Here is a 16,155-nt window from a genome sequence, read left to right on the forward strand (position 1 = left end):
AGCTTAAATTACATGAGTCCAATCGAATACGAAGCAGTGACGCGGTAGATGAGAAGGGTGTCTATTTTATCGGGTGAACATCACATCACGCCTACGGCGCACCTGATTTTGGCGTCAGTTTCTCATCGGATTATGAAGACGTTTTCGGTAATTTTTCTATTCGTAGCACTAGTCGCATCGGCAGGTATCTCCTACGTATATAAAGGTTATGCTTGGCTAGGTTTTGCTAAACGGGACCTTAAAATTCACAGATCGGAAATGTCAGCAGCTTATGGTTCGCTTTCAGGAAATTTTCGTGAAGAAGTGGCTGGCTCTGTGAACGAGAGTGAGCAAGTATTTGTTCTATATGACACCTACGGCAAAGACTATTGGGCTTGCTATGTGAGAACAGTAGATGGTCAATTTGGTTGGATTCTTTGCACAGATGTCGTTCGAAACTAACAAGTGAAGTCAGGTCGCCGTAAAAAATGGCTTGGCTCCCGTCGCGAGCGCCAAACGCCCCTGCTACAAGCGTTGGTCGAAGTAAGATTTCGTAGTACTTAGAAACAACAAAAAAGGAAATAAACATGTCATATGTAGACTGTTTTGTTGCTGCAGTACCGAATGAAAATAAAGAAAAATATATTGAACACGCTAGGTTCTCCGCAGAACTATTTAAAGAGTGTGGGGCATTAGAGATCGTAGAAAATTGGGGCGATGATGTACCTGATGGCGAAGTGACTTCACTTCCAATGGCGGTGAAAGCTGAAGAAAATGAAACGGTTGTGTTTTCATGGATAGTTTGGCCATCCAAAGAAGTTCGTGACGCAGGTTGGGGGGCAATAATGGAAGACCCCAGAATGTCTCCCGAAAACAACCCCATGCCTTTTGATGGAAAGCGTCTAATTTACGGTGGGTTTAATACGGTGTTAAAGGCATAGCCCCGCTGGCAATACAAACAAATCAAACCGCCACCTACCCGTCGCTTCGCTGTTCTTGGTGAAAGTACCATAGCGCGGTGCAGCTGCGTTGAGCGTTACAAGTCCCTATCATATCAAGGAGAGCAGAATGGGAATTCTCTTTAATCCAAGTTCAGATGAGAGAGCTCTTGTATTTCGAGGGATCATGCTGGTCGGCTGGTACTGCGCTATTTTCATTGTCTCAAGATTAGTGCTAACAGGCATTGTTAGTGGATATACCGGGTTTGAATTAGCACTCAGTGGAGTGAACGATCTCGAAAGAGCGTTTTATGAAGGATATTACGCTCGAGTTCGATTTTTTAAGTCTTATGGAGATTACGTTGCCTGGGGGCAAGTGCTAACTCTGATCGTCCTCGCGTATTTTGGAAAACTCCCATGGACGACCAAAAAATAGCGGTCAGTCTAGCTTGTGATGTGCATCTGCCCATTGTGTGGTTGGGATGTATTAGATAGGAGTTGACGGTATTGCTGATTTCTTTGATTGCATGGGCTGTGCTGGCACTGGTGACGTTTGCCTTTGCATGGGTTTGCTACAAGCTAAATAGATTTGTCGGCTATGCTGCAGGTTGTGTCACGACTATTGCCGGTTTTAGCCCTGTTGTGAGCTATCTCGTTAACACAGACAACTGGTTTGCCCCCGGAGGCTCAGGCGGAGTTGTTGGCGTGGCAGTGATACTTTTAGTCAGTAGCTCATTGATTGGAGGAAGTATGGCGTTCGGGGGCTACGTTCTGTCTCGTATGGCTCAAAACCAGGTATGACTATGTGGCTCAATGGCGTCCTAGGGTAAAAAAGGGTTACTTATGAAAAAACATCCAGGCATCAAGCCCATTTGACAACACACTACCCGCTCATCAAGATAGACGTATGAGCACATACATTAAGCAACTAAGCGTTCGAATTATCATCATTCCATAGGAATGGTGGGATTTGTTATGTGCTAAGACGTTATCAAACCCGCCCCAGAGGCGGGTTTTCTATTTCTGCCTCTCGGGTGCTATCCAAGCTGGAGGAGGAACAGACATGAAGAAAATCGCGGTGTTTGGTAAGCCTGCGAACGGCAAGTCTACGTTAAGTAAAAAGTTGGCGGCTGCCACAGGCATAAAACTGTATGCGCTGGACTCTATTCTCTATCAGCCCAATGGTGAAGAGGTTGAGCGGGCGCAATACGAAGAGACACATCAGCGGATTCTCTCCTCCGAAGAGTGGATCATCGAAGGCTTTGCGCCTTTGACCGCGTTGGGTACCTTTTATCGGCGCCTCGAAGAGGCGGACACCCTGATTTATATCGACTTACCCTACCGCGTCACTTATTGGTTGGTGGTAAAGAGGTTCTTAAAAGGGCTGTTTGTAAAACCGGAGGGATGGCCTGAAGGCAGTTCGATATTTCAGGGGACACGGGAGAGTTTTAAAGTGCTGAAGCTATGCCCCAAGTTCTGGAACCATGGCTTTTTGCAAAGGATCGAAACACTATCGGAAGACAAGACCTTGCATGTGATTCGCTCCGTTTCTGAGTTAAATCGCTTCGTGGAGAGACATGTGACAAGCCACCGATAGTGTTTAGGTTTACATATGGGCGGCGTATTTCACTGAGGAATTTGGTGGCTGCGTCGCCCGTTTCATAGGTGCTATACCGCATTTCCGTTATATTAGGGCGTCTAGCGCAATTAAGTACCTTCTAGAAGCACACGTATGATGAATTCTTCTGATTTTCCTTCTCTCGATTTTCCCCTTGTTGATCTTCACCGGCATCTGGATGGCAATATTCGTCCGCAAACTATCTGGCAGCTAGTAAAAAAGCATTCCCTCGATTTTGGCTGTGAAAGCTATGAACAGTTGCTGCCCATGGTGCAGATCCAAAAAAACGAGCCAAACCTGATGGCATTTCTGGCCAAATTGGATTGGGGCGCAAAGGCACTGGCGAACCTGGAAGCGGCCGAGCAGATAGCCTATGAAAACGTTGAAGACGCCTTTAATGACGGCATCAGCTACTGCGAGCTGCGCTTCTCTCCCTACCATATGGGCCGCTTTTTCGACCATAACCTGCAGGCAGTCACCGAAGCCGTGATTGCCGGGGTAAAGCGTGGTAGCAAAGAGTTTGGTGTGAACACCAACCTGATCGGCATTATGAGCCGCACGTTTGGTACCGAGCACTGCATGGCCGAACTGGATGCGTTTCTGGCCTGTCATAAAGATATTGTCGCCATTGATTTGGCTGGTGATGAGAAGAGTTGGCCCGGTCAGCGGTTTGTTGAGCATTTTAATAAAGCCCGTGACGCAGGGTTTGAGATCACTGTGCATGCTGGCGAGGCGGATGGTGCAAGCAGCGTTTGGCAAGCCATCAATGAATTAGGTGCCACTCGTATTGGCCATGGTGTCGCCAGTATTGAAGATCCGGCACTGATGGATACCTTGGTCAACAAGGGGATCCATTTAGAAAACTGCCTGACCTCCAACTACCAAACCTGCACCGTACCCGAAATCACCAAACATCCGGTGAAAGCATTTTTGGATGCAGGCGTCAGCGTCAGCATTAATACCGATGATCCTGCCATCTCCAATATCGTGCTCACCGGCGAGTATCAGGTTGCGCAGCAGCAAGTGGGTTTAAGCATTGCGGAGCTTAATCAACTGGCCAACAACGCTATCGATAGTGCGTTTTTAAGTGCGGCAGAAAAGCAGGTGCTTAAGGAGCTGAAGAAGGGATCTCTTTCTTAACTAGGTTTATAAATTTGGTTAGAGTGGTTGCTTGTCATCAGCAGGGTAGCCGCTCTCTATTTCAGCGCTAATTCCAGCTTTTCGATCCCCTCCATCGCACTATCAAAATCAAACTCTTGGATCTGATCACCTATGGCTGAAATCTGTCCACCTAAAGGGGTGTTTTCCAGCAGGGTCAGAAGTTCCTCAAGGGTATCAGCTGATTCCACATCGTAGTTTTCTGCCTGTTGTTTTAGTGTGGCGAGGAGTTGTGTTGCAGCAGCCGAGTCAAATTCTGTGGCGTTTGTTGCTGTCGTCGCTTTAGCATCTAATAACTCTTCATTATCAGATTGCACTTCTGTTCGCTGGGGAGAGAGCGCCAATGACAGAGACTCAACCAAGGGGGATAGTTCATTGACAAGTTGAGCAAGTAATTGGTTTTCCTCAGTCTCGATAACGCCTGCTGCGACTTGCTCACAGTGATGTTCAAGCTTTTCAGCTTCAGCCATGACAGCTTCAGCGCCTATGCTGCCAGCATTGCCCTTTAGGGTATGCACCATGCGCTGAGCGTCTATGGGGGCTGCATCTGACCGACGCAGTTTTAGGTAATCGCCTTCAAACTCTCGATAGGATTCGACAAACCGGGAGACCAGTTTCAGGTAGAGCTTCTGGTTACCGTCAACCCGACTTAAGCCTAGTTTGCTGTCGAGCCCTGGAATATCATCTAAGTCGATCTTTGTTGTGCAGGAGGTTTTGCTCTTCTCTGCCTTCGGCTCGGTCTGAGTTTCTGTCTCTTTATGGTCTGCAGTAAGTGCTGGCGTGATCCACTTGGCCATGGTTTTGAACATCTCATCGACATCGATTGGTTTGGCGATGTGGTCGTTCATGCCTGCATCCAATACTTTTTCTCTGTCTCCAGCCATGGCATTGGCGGTCATCGCCAGAATTGGCAACGACTGATATTCTGGTTTTTCTCGGATTAAGCGAGAGGCGGTGTAACCGTCCATCACTGGCATCTGGCAGTCCATTAATACGCCATCAAACTCCGAGGCTTGTAATGCATCAATCGCTTCCTGGCCATTCTCCGCCAGCGTCACAATCAGGTTTTCCTGTTCCAACAGCTCTATCGCTAATTCCTGATTGATCAGGTTATCTTCCACCAGCAGGATACGAGCACCGCGCAATGTGGCCCTTTGCTGTAGCGATGAAGATCGTTCTGGGGCCGCTGATTTGGGTGATAGCGCTTCCCGTCCTTTTACAGTGAGTATGGTGTCCAATAGTGTTGATGCGGTAATGGGTTTTATCATCACTGCATCCGCTGGATTGTCGGCGGTAGCGTCTAACAGTTCTTGTTTGCCATGGGCGGTCATCATGATGACTTGAGTCGGCGATTCCGCTGTTTGGAGACTTCGGAGGTGAGCGGCCGTTTCTACCCCATCCATACCGGGCATCAGCCAGTCCAGCAGAATAAGATCATAGGGTGTTTCTGATCCGCGAGTATTAATCTGTGCCAGTGCTTCCGTACCGGACTGACAGCTATCAGCTTTGAAACCAAAACTATCGAGCATTTTACAGAGAATATCGCGAGCGGTTTGATGGTCATCCACTACGAGCACCGACAGCGTGCCAACATCTGAAGGCATTTGAAGCGGCGCTTCTTCAGCTTCTTGTTTATCTAACACCAGCTCAATAAAGAATGTTGTGCCGACACCTGGCTCGCTTTCAACCCAAATGCGGCCCTGCATCAATCCCAGCAGGTTCTTACTGATAGCAAGGCCCAGGCCCGTACCGCCATAGGTGCGTGTGGTTGAAGTGTCTGCCTGGCTGAATGACTGGAACAGCCGGCTTTGCTGCTCTTCATTCATGCCGATGCCGTTATCTTTTACGGCAAACTGGAGGGTGACCTGGGTTTGAGTTTGCTCAACCATTTGGCCGCTGATAACCACTTCACCGTCATTATCAGTGAATTTCACCGCGTTATTGCCAAGGTTGACCAGTACCTGTCCGAGTCTTAGCGGGTCACCGACTAACCCTCTCGGAATATCCGGGTCCATATCGAACATCATCTCTATGCCTTTCTCTTCAGCTTTTACGCCGACCAGATTGGCGAGGTTTTCCATGACATCATCGAGTTTGAAGTCGATGCTTTCGAGATCCAGTTTGCCAGCTTCAATCTTAGAAAAGTCGAGAATGTCGTTGATGATGCCCAACAGTGATTCCGCACTACGGTGGATCTTAGCCACATAGTTATGCTGCTTTTTGTTGAGCTTGGTTTGCATCGCCAGGTAGCTAAGCCCGATGATGGCGTTCATCGGTGTACGTATTTCGTGGGACATATTGGCGAGGAAATCGCTTTTTGCTTTGTTGGCTTCCTCCGCTTTTTGAATCGATAGGATCTGTGCATCTTCATGAGATTTGGCGGCCTGCATGTAAGATTTGAACATGCGATAAACAAACAGAATCACCAGCACGACCAGGGCTAACTCGACAATTGACGTTCCAACCAGACTAAAAAACGCTAAACGGGAGTTATCCTGAGCATCTGCATAGGTAGACCGACTTACCGCTAGTTGTGTGTTGCTGAGCTTCGCCAGCGTTATCTGTAGCGCGTCGTAGTTATCTTTCTCCTGTTGCGATACGCTGTAAAACGCCGCGACCCGAATTCCGCTGCTGAGGTAGTATCCGGTTTTATTCATTGACAGCTTAAACGCCTTCCAGGCAGTGATTATCTGTTTAAACTGCTCTATCTCTTGTTCGTCGGCCCATTCAGCCAATGCGGCTTTCATCTCAATAATATGGACGTCGACTTCAACAACTTTGGTATCAAGCGTTTGCTGTGTTGCAGCCAGCGAACTTGCGTTGGGTGCCGTTACCCGCTGCATCGACAGTATGCGAATGTCTGCCATGGGGCGGGCAAGCTCCCGTCCCAGCTTCTCCAGCTGCCTGACGGCGTGTGCCATGGTAGATATGGATTGATCGACCTGAGCTTGGTTGGAAAGGGTGAAGTAACTTTTGGTCACCAGAAAGCCTGAAGCGAGCAGCAGAATTAGAATTACTCGACGCAGCAGTTGCTGGCCTGAAGTACTGTCGAAATTATCTGCTTGTGGTTCTGCCATTAGTCAGCGCTTCCGTTAAAAATTCTGCCGATTGATTTTCAGGGCTTTGCTCTTGCTTCGCTCGGAGTAGGGAATGTCTCCACGAACAGACCAGTGGTCGTCTGTTACTTGCAGCTCCCGCAAATAGACAAACGCCGATCTGCCAGGGTTAAACACCACCTCTTTGTTGACCGCAAATACGCTGTTGGGCGTTGGCAAAAACACCATGTAATTATGCTGGTGTACGTGTTGGATCAACTTTGCCAGTACCGGTTCATACTCGGGAGATTCGATGTCGGTGCTGAGCAGCAGATCCGTCAAGGCGGATAGTTCCGGGTTAGGCGGGATTGACGACCAGTCATTAAATGGGCGGTAGACAAAAAATGCGGCCCAAGGGTGTTTGTACCAGTCGAAGTTACCCCAGAGCAGAAAGTCCCAAGGTTTATTGATGCCTCGCCAGGTGTTAAACAGACGGGCAAACACCATTTTCTCACTGGGCACAAACTCCACTCTTAAATCAATGTTCACTCGCGATAGGAAGAACTGAATATCTCCGGTTAAGAACTTAAAGCTTTCCTGGGTAAACAGAGTGAGTACTAACTGTTGTTGAGGATCCACTCCCTGCTCTCGTTGGTATGCCAGTACCAACTCTCTGAGCGCTTCCAGACTGGTGTTTTGAGCTTGTTGCTGTTGTTCAAAATACTCGCGTAAAGATGAGATCGCATTATCAACACGATAGAAATGGGGGGACACCATGGTCGGAGAAAGTACGCCTGCGCCAAGCATCGACAGGTTTAACAGATACTCTTTGTTGATCGCATGATTGACGGCAAAGCGGATCCGCTCATCCAGTAACGCCGCATTGCCATTGATCATGTTGAAATGCATGGAGTAGTTATTGAGCGAGGTTGATTCTGCCAATTTAGCGTAGGGAGACAGAACGGTGTCCAGTTGGTCACCAAAGGAGACTGGCGTGATGTCCACATCACCTTCCGCTTTTAGGGCTTTGTCACGGGCTTGGGCCAAGGTTAGATCGGTGTAGATGGTGATGGTTTCCACCTTAGCTTTATCATCTCCCCAGTAATTTGGATTGGCTTTGAGCACCACCTCTTTACTGCTGCGATCACCCTCAATGTACCCCTCGTGCAGTATGTAGGGTCCAAGAGCATAGGGGCCGGGCTCAGCCAGGTTAGGGCAGGTCGGTTTACCGTTCCAACCAAACTTATCCAAATAGGAGCGGGTATAGAACTGAAGCCATATCACATCATAAAGGAAGGCGCCGTATGGCTCGGACAGATGAAAACGAACGGTGTAATCATCACGTTTTTCTACACGGTCCAGTATCAGGTGCAGCTTAGAGAAGGTAAATGGCGCCTTTTTAAACTCAGCCATATTGTCGATAACATCATCGGCATTGAAGTGACTGCCATCCTGAAAGCTGGCATCTCGACGCAGCGAAAACTCCCACACGGTGTCGCTGAGCTGTTTGTGACTGGTGGCGAGGTCGTATTGCCATCCTCGCACGTTATTAGCCGGGCGCAGCAGGGCACCATTGACGGCATGTGAGATGGCGAGGTAGGGCAGGTTTGGCAGATATAGCTTAACGTGTGAACCGGGCTTTATTTTACCGTCCACACGGCTTGGTGCCGGATCGTCGGACAACCCAATATCAGGTGCAGGGCCTGGCTCTGCCAATGATAGACTCGCCCACGCACAAGGCGCTGTAGAACAGAGCCAGATCAAGCATACCAATACACATGCAGACCAGGGGCGAATCATTGTCAGACGGTGTACCTCATTTTTGGCAACAGAGTTGGCTACTGTTGGCATGGGTCAGGCAGAGTCAAATACAACGGAATTTTGCGACTGCAACTCCAATCGAGTATAGCACCGGGGACTAATGTACAAGGCTATCTAACTGCTTTTATTAAATAAAACTGCTCTCAAACAAGGGTTGTTGCGATATTGATTATTGCTTTGTGCCTATTTCCGCCCGTCGCATCGGCATGATATCTATCAGGGCAAACAGTGCATCGAGATTAAGCTGTTCTTGCGTGGACTTGATGCCACCGTCCTTGCCTATCAGAACAGCCTGCTTGTCTCCATCGAGATACGATTGCTCAAACGCTTTGACTAACTCAGGAGCTATGTCACCGGGGTAGTTGCTGTGCCAGCGCTGATTCACCAACGCAAACCAGATGATATGGCGATCGACGATTTCTGGTTGTTTATCTTCGAACTGCGCAAGCACCTTGCTTTTTTCATCTGAATCTTCGACCAGAATAATGCGATGCTGCCACCTCAGCTGGTTGAGATCAGTCAACGCGGTCTGAGCTTGCAGGTGGACCCCGCTGAAACTCATCAGTAAGGCCAGTGAAAGGAGCACAGGTTTGAGTGGCATAACAGCCTCGGATCGACCTATTTGTGCTTTATACGTACGTTTAGCGGTGTTGGTCTATTAAGATCGGGTTTCCATCGGGATCTTCGATCAATAAGCTGGCGGGGCCCGTCGTATTGGGATCTGCAGATCCCTTGCCGTTAAGCCGATTCAGTGATTGCCAAGCTACATGCCGAGTTCCCCTGATTGTTTTAATGTTAGTAGGTAACTGTAGCGGGATATGGTGGGCTACTCCTCTTTAAAAATGGCGACATAAGACGGTTCGCCATTACGCTTGCTGGCCCGATACATGCCTGCGGTATTGAATGGCATGCTGATATTGCCCTGTGCATCCAGGATAACCACACCACCAGTACCTCCGGCAGGCTTGAGTACCTGGTTAATCACTTCGTCACCGGCTTCTGCAACGGATTTGCCCTGGTATTGTACGCGCGCGCAGATATCTGAGGCGACAGCGTAGCGAATAAAGTACTCGCCATGTCCGGTCGCCGAGACTGCGCATGAGCCATTATCGGCAAAGGTGCCTGCACCTATGATGGGGGAATCGCCTACGCGACCAAATCGTTTATTGGTCATGCCGCCGGTTGAGGTGCCCGCAGCGATGTTGCCTTCTTTATCAAGCGCCACCGCGCCCACGGTACCCATCTTAAACTTTGCTTCGAGCTGGCCAAGAGCTGCCTGATAGTCCGGGGTTTTCTCCATCGCATCACGCATCTTTTGTTTGGCTTTTTTCAGCGCTTCATATCTGTGTTCGGTATCAAACAAGCTGTTTTCAACCAAAGGCACCTGCTGCTCCCGGGCAAACTGCTCTGCGCCTTCGCCTGCAAGCATGACATGGGGGGAGCGCTCCATCACAAGACGTGCCAAATTAATCGGATTTTCAATGCGCTTTACACCGGCGACAGCTCCTGCCTGACGATTGCGGCCATCCATAATCGAAGCATCCAGCTCGTGGGTTTCTTCATGGGTATAAACCGCGCCTTTGCCGGCGTTAAAGAAGGGAGAGTTTTCCAATACGTTAATGGCTGCGACAACGGCATCAAGGCTTGAGCCACCTTTGTTCAGTACCGCGTAGCCTGTCTCAACCGCTTCCTGAAGTTTGGCCCGGTAGGCCTGCTCTTTTTCCAGTGTGAATTTGGCCTTTTCAATGGTGCCTGCCCCGCCGTGAATCGCAATGGCGATAGTGGGTTTGTCTGGAGAAGGGGATACCGCAGCTGATGCCAGGCTGCAAAAGCCAATCAGGGAGCAAGCGAACAAGCGGGTAAAACGAAAACCTATGGAGCGCATGATGATTCACCAGATATGTCGACCAAAATAAAAAACAGTGTGACGGCTATATCCTCCTGATTTCAGGGGGAATGCTCAATTTACTCTGGCTTTGGAGCGATGAAAAGTGCGCTAATCAATAGTGTCGATTCACGCCGCGACTTTGCTGAGTAACGCTATCCAGATCCCCAGAATACACACGAGTGATACGGCAAAGGCTCCGAGTCTGTGTAGCGGGTTGTTGTAGGTCAGGTGGATCATGGCGTGAACAACTCGGCTGGCAACGTAAGCCCAGCCAAGGTGTACCACTAAATCGCCGGTGACGTTCATCACGATAGCCAGGATCCCGGCAGCATAAAACAGCGGGGGTGTTTCGCAGAGGTTGGAAAAGTGTCGGCCCGCTTTGGCGACGTTATCTGGTAAAGCCTCCCCCTGCATCAGTTTGAAGTAACGGGGATGAACCTGTTTGTTTTTGACACATCGAAATCGTAAGGCTGCCATATAAATGAGCACGGCAAACGTCAGCAACACCATGGCAAACATGGGATAAATCATGGTTCCTTCCTTTAATTATCTAAAGCAAAACAAGCCCAGCTTTGTGGTCTTCTACCCTTCCAGACTTTTCTGCTGTGACTGCAGCACTCGCCGGATCAGCCATTGTTCAGCGTCATGACGTGACTCGAAGTAGGCATAGCTGATATTGGTTTTTTCGTAGATGGAGGTCCAGAACTCTTTCACTGTGCTGGCGTATTGGAGTTCGCCCAGAACCACGGCGGTGGCTACCAAATTGAGGCTTTGAGCATGCTGAATCGTCGTCACCATGGCGTTTTTGGCTTCCATAGGTAATAACGGAATGCCGCGAAGTAAAACTAGGCTTGCCCATGGCGAGTGGCGTAGCTTTTCTCGATAAGCTTGCACTCGCGCCTGGTATTCCATCACCATTTCGATATTTGCAGGGCCTTCCCCTTCGATGATAAGCAGGCCGTTTTCGATGGAAAGGTTGAGTTTGCCATGGCTGGGAAATTTGTCTGACACCATTTCGCGTCCCTGTTTAGTGTGAGCTTATAAGCGTAGCAAACAGGCGCATGGGTAATTTGACACTTAGGTGTCAGACCGCACAGTTTTTGAACTCTGTTACTTAACCGCCAACTCAGCGGCTTTCAACAGCAGTTCTGGCTGAATACGTACTTTGTAGTTTGGGTGTACATAGTTGAACTGTACCGTGCCTTCAGTATCAATCACGTAGGCTGCAGGCACAGGCAGCACAATGCGTTCGTCACCCTCGGGTGTAGCGAAGATTGCGCCCATTTTTCCTCGGTAGCGCTTTGATGTTTTGTCATCCAGGAAAAAAGCCAAACCGAAACCTTCGCTGGCCTCCAGCGCTCTATCCGATAGCAGTTGGTACGCAAGCTCACGCTCCCCCAGGGTTTCATTTAACTGTTCAGGTGTGTCAGGCGAGATCGCAAGCAGTTGATAACCCAGCTTGGCCAGATCAGTTTCGATATCTTTTAGTCCCGACAGTTGTGCGTTACAGAAAGGACACCAGCCTCCGCGATAAAAAATCAGCACGGTGGGCTTTTGTTTAACCAGAGACAGCAGGGAGACTGACTCGCCTGCCAGATTCTTAACCGCGATATCGGGCACGGTTTGACCGTTCATCAAGGGAGACACTGCTTCAGCGTCAGTGGCAATCTTGGCTGTTGCTGGGATAAACAGAGTCGGAACGAGCAGCATTACGGCGAAAAAATGGGAATAAAACTTCACTTTCTTGGTCTTCCTTATAGTAAGCCCCAACAAGGGGAAAAATTGCTCGCCTAATTGGACCGGTTTACTACTGACGTGCTTTCAACAGCTGCTATAAATTTACTTGAGGATTATGTTCAGAGTTTGACTATGAATCACTTGGATTTTTCTGCCTATTCCGCGTTGTCTCTAATCGACTTTCCAGAGTCTGGCTTCAAGCTGGAACGTTGGCAAAAGCTGTTGAATACGCTGGCAGAGATATTTGATGCGCCTAACGCCATGATCAATCAGGCAAACACCAAGGGTATAGAGGTGCTTGTCAGTAATCAGCATAAGCAAAACCCCTATGTTGCCGGTGGTGTGGTTCCGTTAGATTGCAACATTTACTGTCACCATGTGGTTCAAAAACGTCATGCTCTCTATGTGCAAGATGCGCGAGAGGAGGGAGGCTGGGACGATAATCCTGAGCTCGCCAACGATAACTTTTGCAGCTATTTCGGGCTACCTCTAGAGTGGCCTGACGGGCGTATCTTTGGCACGCTTTGTGTTATGTCGAGAAAGGCCTCGGACTACAGTGACAGTCAGCGAGAGCTTATTCAGAGTTATAAAGAGGTGATTGATTTTGAGCTGGCTTTGCTCGAGCAGAACAGGCACCTGAAATCGATTAGCGTACTCGATGAATTGACAGGATTGCTTAATCGTCGCGGTGTCGAAGAGGCTGCGCAGCAGCTGGCTTCGATGGCCGCCAGGGTGTCGCAGCAACTCGCCGTTTTCTATATAGATATGGATAAGCTCAAGCCTCTCAATGATACCTACGGCCATCAAGCTGGAGATCAGGCAATAAAGCTGTTGGCGAGGAGTCTTCGATCTATCTCTCGCCAGTATGATTTGGTCGGTCGATTAGGCGGTGATGAGTTTGTACTTATAGCGATGGTAAAAAATGAAAACGATAGCTCTGTCATTACCCGCCGGTTACATCAAGCACTAACCAACGCCCCTCTCTCACTACCTGATGATAAACAGCAGCGATTGGACGTGAGTATTGGAATTGAAATCGGTGTTCCTGCCGACAAAGACGCGCTGTTAGCGCTCATCGCCGATGCTGATAAGCAAATGTATCGGGCCAAACAGGCAAAAAGGTCTGCAGAGTGAGCGTTGTAACTCTATTCTCTGCAGACTGAATCTTACTTGGTGCGACTAGGTTCCCAAAAAGTAACTGCTTGTTTAATAGCAGAGTTTTGCCATGCTTAGGGGCATTGGTCTTTTAGCCTGCCCATTAAAAAGTATTCAGTGGCGGAGACTTCTGCACCAGAGCCGTCTTCATCAGAGCCGTCTACACCTGAGTGTTAGTTATGAAACAAAAAATACTGCTGCTGTTTGCCCACCCTTCGCAACATCGATCCCAAGCCAACCTGCCTCTGTTCAAAGCGGCACAAAATATTGAGGGCGTCACTTGTGTGGATCTGTATGGCGAATACCCGGATTACCACATAGATATCGACCGAGAGCAGCAGCGACTGCTTGCCCACGACATCATCGTGTTTATGTTTCCTTTCTACTGGTACTCCACACCTGCACTGCTGAAGGAGTGGCAGGACCTGGTATTGGAATATGGCTTCGCTTATGGCCAGGGTGGCACCGCTCTGGCGGGGAAACACTTTATGTGTGCGCTGACGGCGGGTGGTTCGGAAAAAGCATACCGTGCAGATGGCTACAACCATTTCACGTTGGGAGAGCTGCTTCAGCCCCTGGAGCAAACCGCCAATATCTGTGGCATGAAATATCTTCCGCCGTTTGCCATCTTTGGCTCAAGAACGGCGGCTACAGATGGTCGGCTTCAAGAACATATTCAGCAATGGACACGGTTGCTGTCTGCCATCTCAGAAGGACGTTTTGATATGGAAGGGGGCTGTAAGGCTACCAGTCTAGTGAACCAGCTCGACAAATTGATACTGGAGGCGGTATGACCGGGTACTTTGTTCAGGCGTTTGTCTACCTGGCTGCGGCCGTCATTATGGTGCCGCTGGCAAAGCGAATGGGACTGGGATCGGTTCTTGGCTACTTGGTGGCCGGTGTGATTATCGGGCCTTTGACAGGTTTGGTTGGGGCTGAGACAGAAACGCTTCAGCATGTGGCCGAATTTGGCGTTGTGATGATGCTGTTTTTGGTCGGTTTGGAGTTGCAGCCACAGATGCTCTGGCAGATGCGCAGCAAGTTGGTGGGATTAGGTGGTCTGCAGGTGGGGGGCTCGACAGTGCTGATCGCGGGCACTGCCATGCTGTTCTCCGTTGATTGGCGGATGGCATTGGCTATCGGTCTGATCTTCGCGCTTTCTTCCACAGCGATTGTTTTGCAGAGCCATGGCGAAAAGGGCTGGTCCAAAACCGAAGGTGGGCGAGCTTCCTTCTCCGTACTGTTGTTCCAGGATATTGCCGTCATTCCCATGTTGGCATTTTTGCCATTCCTGGCGATGCCTGCTGCGGATGTCGTTGCGGACTTGGCTCATCAAGCCGCCAGTGTTGCCGCAGATGGTGCGGGTGATGTTGCAGCGCGTGGGGCTGAGCATGCCGCTGAACATGGGGCGGGGCACGACGAAGATTCTGGTGGCCATCATGGCGGAAGTGACCCACTCGCTGATTTGCCACCTATGATTTATGCACTTTCAGTGATTGGTGCGATCAGTATTGTGGTAGTGGTGGGGCAGTTCCTCAGTACCCCGCTGTTTCGCTTTGTTGCTGCCTCGGGCTTAAGAGAAGTATTCACTGCAACGGCACTTGCTCTGGTGGTTGGTATTTCAGCTCTGATGGGCATGGTAGGGCTGTCACCAGCGCTTGGTACTTTCCTGGCCGGGGTGATTTTGGCTAATAGTGAATTCCGACATGAGTTGGAATCGAACATTGAACCATTCAAAGGGCTACTGCTGGGCTTGTTCTTTATCACTGTTGGCGCGGGTATCAGTTTCCCGGTGTTAGTCGACAATTTTGGTTTTCTGGTGGGTGTAACACTGGCGGTGATCGTCGGTAAAGCACTGGTGCTCTATCTGTTAGCTGTTGTGTTCAAGGTGCGTGGCAGTGACCGCTGGATACTGACGTTAAGCCTGGCTCAGGCGGGTGAGTTTGGCTTTGTGCTGTTAGCCTTTTCGCTTCAGGTGAACGTGTTGGATGCAGCCATGGTTGAGCTATTGGCGATGGTCGTTGCACTCTCCATGTTCCTGACACCTTTGCTGTTTATATTGCTGGAAAAAGTGCTGATGCCAAGAATGGAGCAGTCCAGTAACGAGCAGCAGGAAGAGGACGTTATTGAAGAGCAGGGCGAAGTAATCATTGCTGGCGTAGGCCGCTTTGGTCAGATCGTTAATCGTTTGCTGTTGGCGAACGGCGTCTCTACAACGGTGCTGGATCATGAAGCTCAGCAAGTTGAACATCTGAGGCATATTCGAATTAAAAGTTATTTTGGTGATGCTACCCGGATGGAACTTCTGCATACCGCAGGTATTGAAGAAGCGAGTATGTTAGTCGTCGCCATTGATGACAGAGAACGCGCTCTGCATCTGGTGCACGAGGTAAAACGCCACTATCCCAATCTGAAAGTGATGGCCAGGGCATTTGACCGTGGGGATGCCTACCAACTGGAACATGCAGGCGCTGATTATGTGGTCAAAGAAACCTACCACTCGGCGCTGGATATGGGCAAACAGGCATTAAAATACCTCGGCTACCATCCTTTCCAGGCCGAGAATCTGACTAGAGCTTTTGACGAAGTCGAAGAGGAAAGAAAAGAGGAATTGCGGGCGAGTTGGATAACGACCCTGCATGAAAAAGGGGTCAGTGCCAGTTATCAGGAACAGTTTATGAAACTGGACGATGCGCTGCTGCTGGCGATGCAGAAAGACCGTGTTGATCGTCACACCAGCGAAGAGCGGGGTTGGACGCCGCCACCAATCGGATATGCTGAGAAACTGGAATCTGAGCAGGATATCGGTGCTAAAACCAAATAGGG

16 protein-coding genes are annotated in these 16,155 nt (G+C 49.5%); 9 read left to right on the plus strand and 7 right to left on the minus strand.

Annotation, left to right across the window (positions count from 1 at the left end; translation table 11 throughout):
* The first annotated feature begins 258 nt into the window (after positions 1-258).
* The 6 genes from ABEA14_RS00730 to add all read left to right on the plus strand — a co-directional run bounded on the left by ABEA14_RS00730 (position 259) and on the right by add (position 3,675).
* The gene (locus tag ABEA14_RS00730; RefSeq protein ID WP_345337817.1) at positions 259-441 is read left to right on the plus strand and encodes a hypothetical protein; all 183 of its coding nucleotides are present in this window, start codon (positions 259-261) and stop codon (positions 439-441) included.
* A 125-nt stretch (positions 442-566) separates the two neighbouring features.
* On the plus strand, positions 567-920 hold the full coding sequence (locus tag ABEA14_RS00735) for a DUF1428 domain-containing protein (protein WP_345337818.1): 354 nt from the start codon (positions 567-569) through the stop codon (positions 918-920).
* 127 nt (positions 921-1,047) lie between these two features.
* The gene (locus ABEA14_RS00740; RefSeq protein ID WP_345337819.1) at positions 1,048-1,353 is read left to right on the plus strand and encodes a hypothetical protein; all 306 of its coding nucleotides are present in this window, start codon (positions 1,048-1,050) and stop codon (positions 1,351-1,353) included.
* Positions 1,354-1,424: 71 nt separating this feature from the next.
* Complete coding sequence (locus ABEA14_RS00745) at positions 1,425-1,718, plus strand: hypothetical protein (RefSeq protein ID WP_345337820.1); 294 nt, start codon at positions 1,425-1,427, stop codon at positions 1,716-1,718.
* Positions 1,719-1,980: 262 nt separating this feature from the next.
* Positions 1,981-2,514, plus strand: coding sequence for a P-loop NTPase family protein (locus ABEA14_RS00750; RefSeq protein WP_345337821.1), 534 nt, complete (start codon positions 1,981-1,983; stop codon positions 2,512-2,514).
* Between the two features lie 135 nt (positions 2,515-2,649).
* Positions 2,650-3,675 (plus strand): adenosine deaminase, encoded by a 1,026-nt coding sequence (gene add / locus ABEA14_RS00755; RefSeq protein ID WP_345337822.1) that lies wholly within the window; start codon positions 2,650-2,652, stop codon positions 3,673-3,675.
* A 56-nt stretch (positions 3,676-3,731) separates the two neighbouring features.
* Here the strand turns inward: add and ABEA14_RS00760 are convergent, their stop codons facing one another.
* The 7 genes from ABEA14_RS00760 to ABEA14_RS00790 all read right to left on the minus strand — a co-directional run bounded on the left by ABEA14_RS00760 (position 3,732) and on the right by ABEA14_RS00790 (position 12,177).
* Positions 3,732-6,770: a response regulator gene (locus tag ABEA14_RS00760; protein ID WP_345337823.1), complete on the minus strand. Its 3,039-nt coding sequence runs from the start codon at positions 6,768-6,770 to the stop codon at positions 3,732-3,734.
* Positions 6,771-6,785: 15 nt separating this feature from the next.
* Positions 6,786-8,444, minus strand: coding sequence for an ABC transporter substrate-binding protein (locus ABEA14_RS00765; RefSeq protein ID WP_345337824.1), 1,659 nt, complete (start codon positions 8,442-8,444; stop codon positions 6,786-6,788).
* A gap of 274 nt (positions 8,445-8,718) precedes the next feature.
* Positions 8,719-9,150: a DUF4174 domain-containing protein gene (locus ABEA14_RS00770; RefSeq protein ID WP_345337825.1), complete on the minus strand. Its 432-nt coding sequence runs from the start codon at positions 9,148-9,150 to the stop codon at positions 8,719-8,721.
* A gap of 225 nt (positions 9,151-9,375) precedes the next feature.
* Complete coding sequence (locus tag ABEA14_RS00775) at positions 9,376-10,434, minus strand: isoaspartyl peptidase/L-asparaginase family protein (protein ID WP_345337826.1); 1,059 nt, start codon at positions 10,432-10,434, stop codon at positions 9,376-9,378.
* Positions 10,435-10,563: 129 nt separating this feature from the next.
* Positions 10,564-10,968: an MAPEG family protein gene (locus ABEA14_RS00780; protein WP_345337827.1), complete on the minus strand. Its 405-nt coding sequence runs from the start codon at positions 10,966-10,968 to the stop codon at positions 10,564-10,566.
* A 51-nt stretch (positions 10,969-11,019) separates the two neighbouring features.
* Positions 11,020-11,451, minus strand: a complete 432-nt coding sequence (locus tag ABEA14_RS00785; RefSeq protein ID WP_345337828.1) for a hypothetical protein — start codon at positions 11,449-11,451, stop codon at positions 11,020-11,022.
* Between the two features lie 96 nt (positions 11,452-11,547).
* Complete coding sequence (locus ABEA14_RS00790) at positions 11,548-12,177, minus strand: peroxiredoxin-like family protein (protein ID WP_345337829.1); 630 nt, start codon at positions 12,175-12,177, stop codon at positions 11,548-11,550.
* A gap of 129 nt (positions 12,178-12,306) precedes the next feature.
* Here ABEA14_RS00790 and ABEA14_RS00795 point away from each other — a divergent pair, with 129 nt between their 5' ends.
* The 3 genes from ABEA14_RS00795 to ABEA14_RS00805 all read left to right on the plus strand — a co-directional run bounded on the left by ABEA14_RS00795 (position 12,307) and on the right by ABEA14_RS00805 (position 16,153).
* Positions 12,307-13,308 (plus strand): sensor domain-containing diguanylate cyclase, encoded by a 1,002-nt coding sequence (locus ABEA14_RS00795; RefSeq protein ID WP_345337830.1) that lies wholly within the window; start codon positions 12,307-12,309, stop codon positions 13,306-13,308.
* Between the two features lie 200 nt (positions 13,309-13,508).
* Positions 13,509-14,123: an NAD(P)H-dependent oxidoreductase gene (locus ABEA14_RS00800; protein ID WP_377776179.1), complete on the plus strand. Its 615-nt coding sequence runs from the start codon at positions 13,509-13,511 to the stop codon at positions 14,121-14,123.
* On the plus strand, positions 14,120-16,153 hold the full coding sequence (locus ABEA14_RS00805; protein ID WP_345337832.1) for a cation:proton antiporter domain-containing protein: 2,034 nt from the start codon (positions 14,120-14,122) through the stop codon (positions 16,151-16,153). Before ABEA14_RS00800 ends, ABEA14_RS00805 begins: the two co-directional genes overlap by 4 nt.
* The last annotated feature ends 2 nt before the right edge of the window (positions 16,154-16,155 follow it).

It is taken from the genome of Corallincola platygyrae, from assembly GCF_039544265.1.
In the GTDB taxonomy this organism is placed as follows: Bacteria; Pseudomonadota; Gammaproteobacteria; order Enterobacterales; family Neiellaceae; genus Corallincola; species Corallincola platygyrae.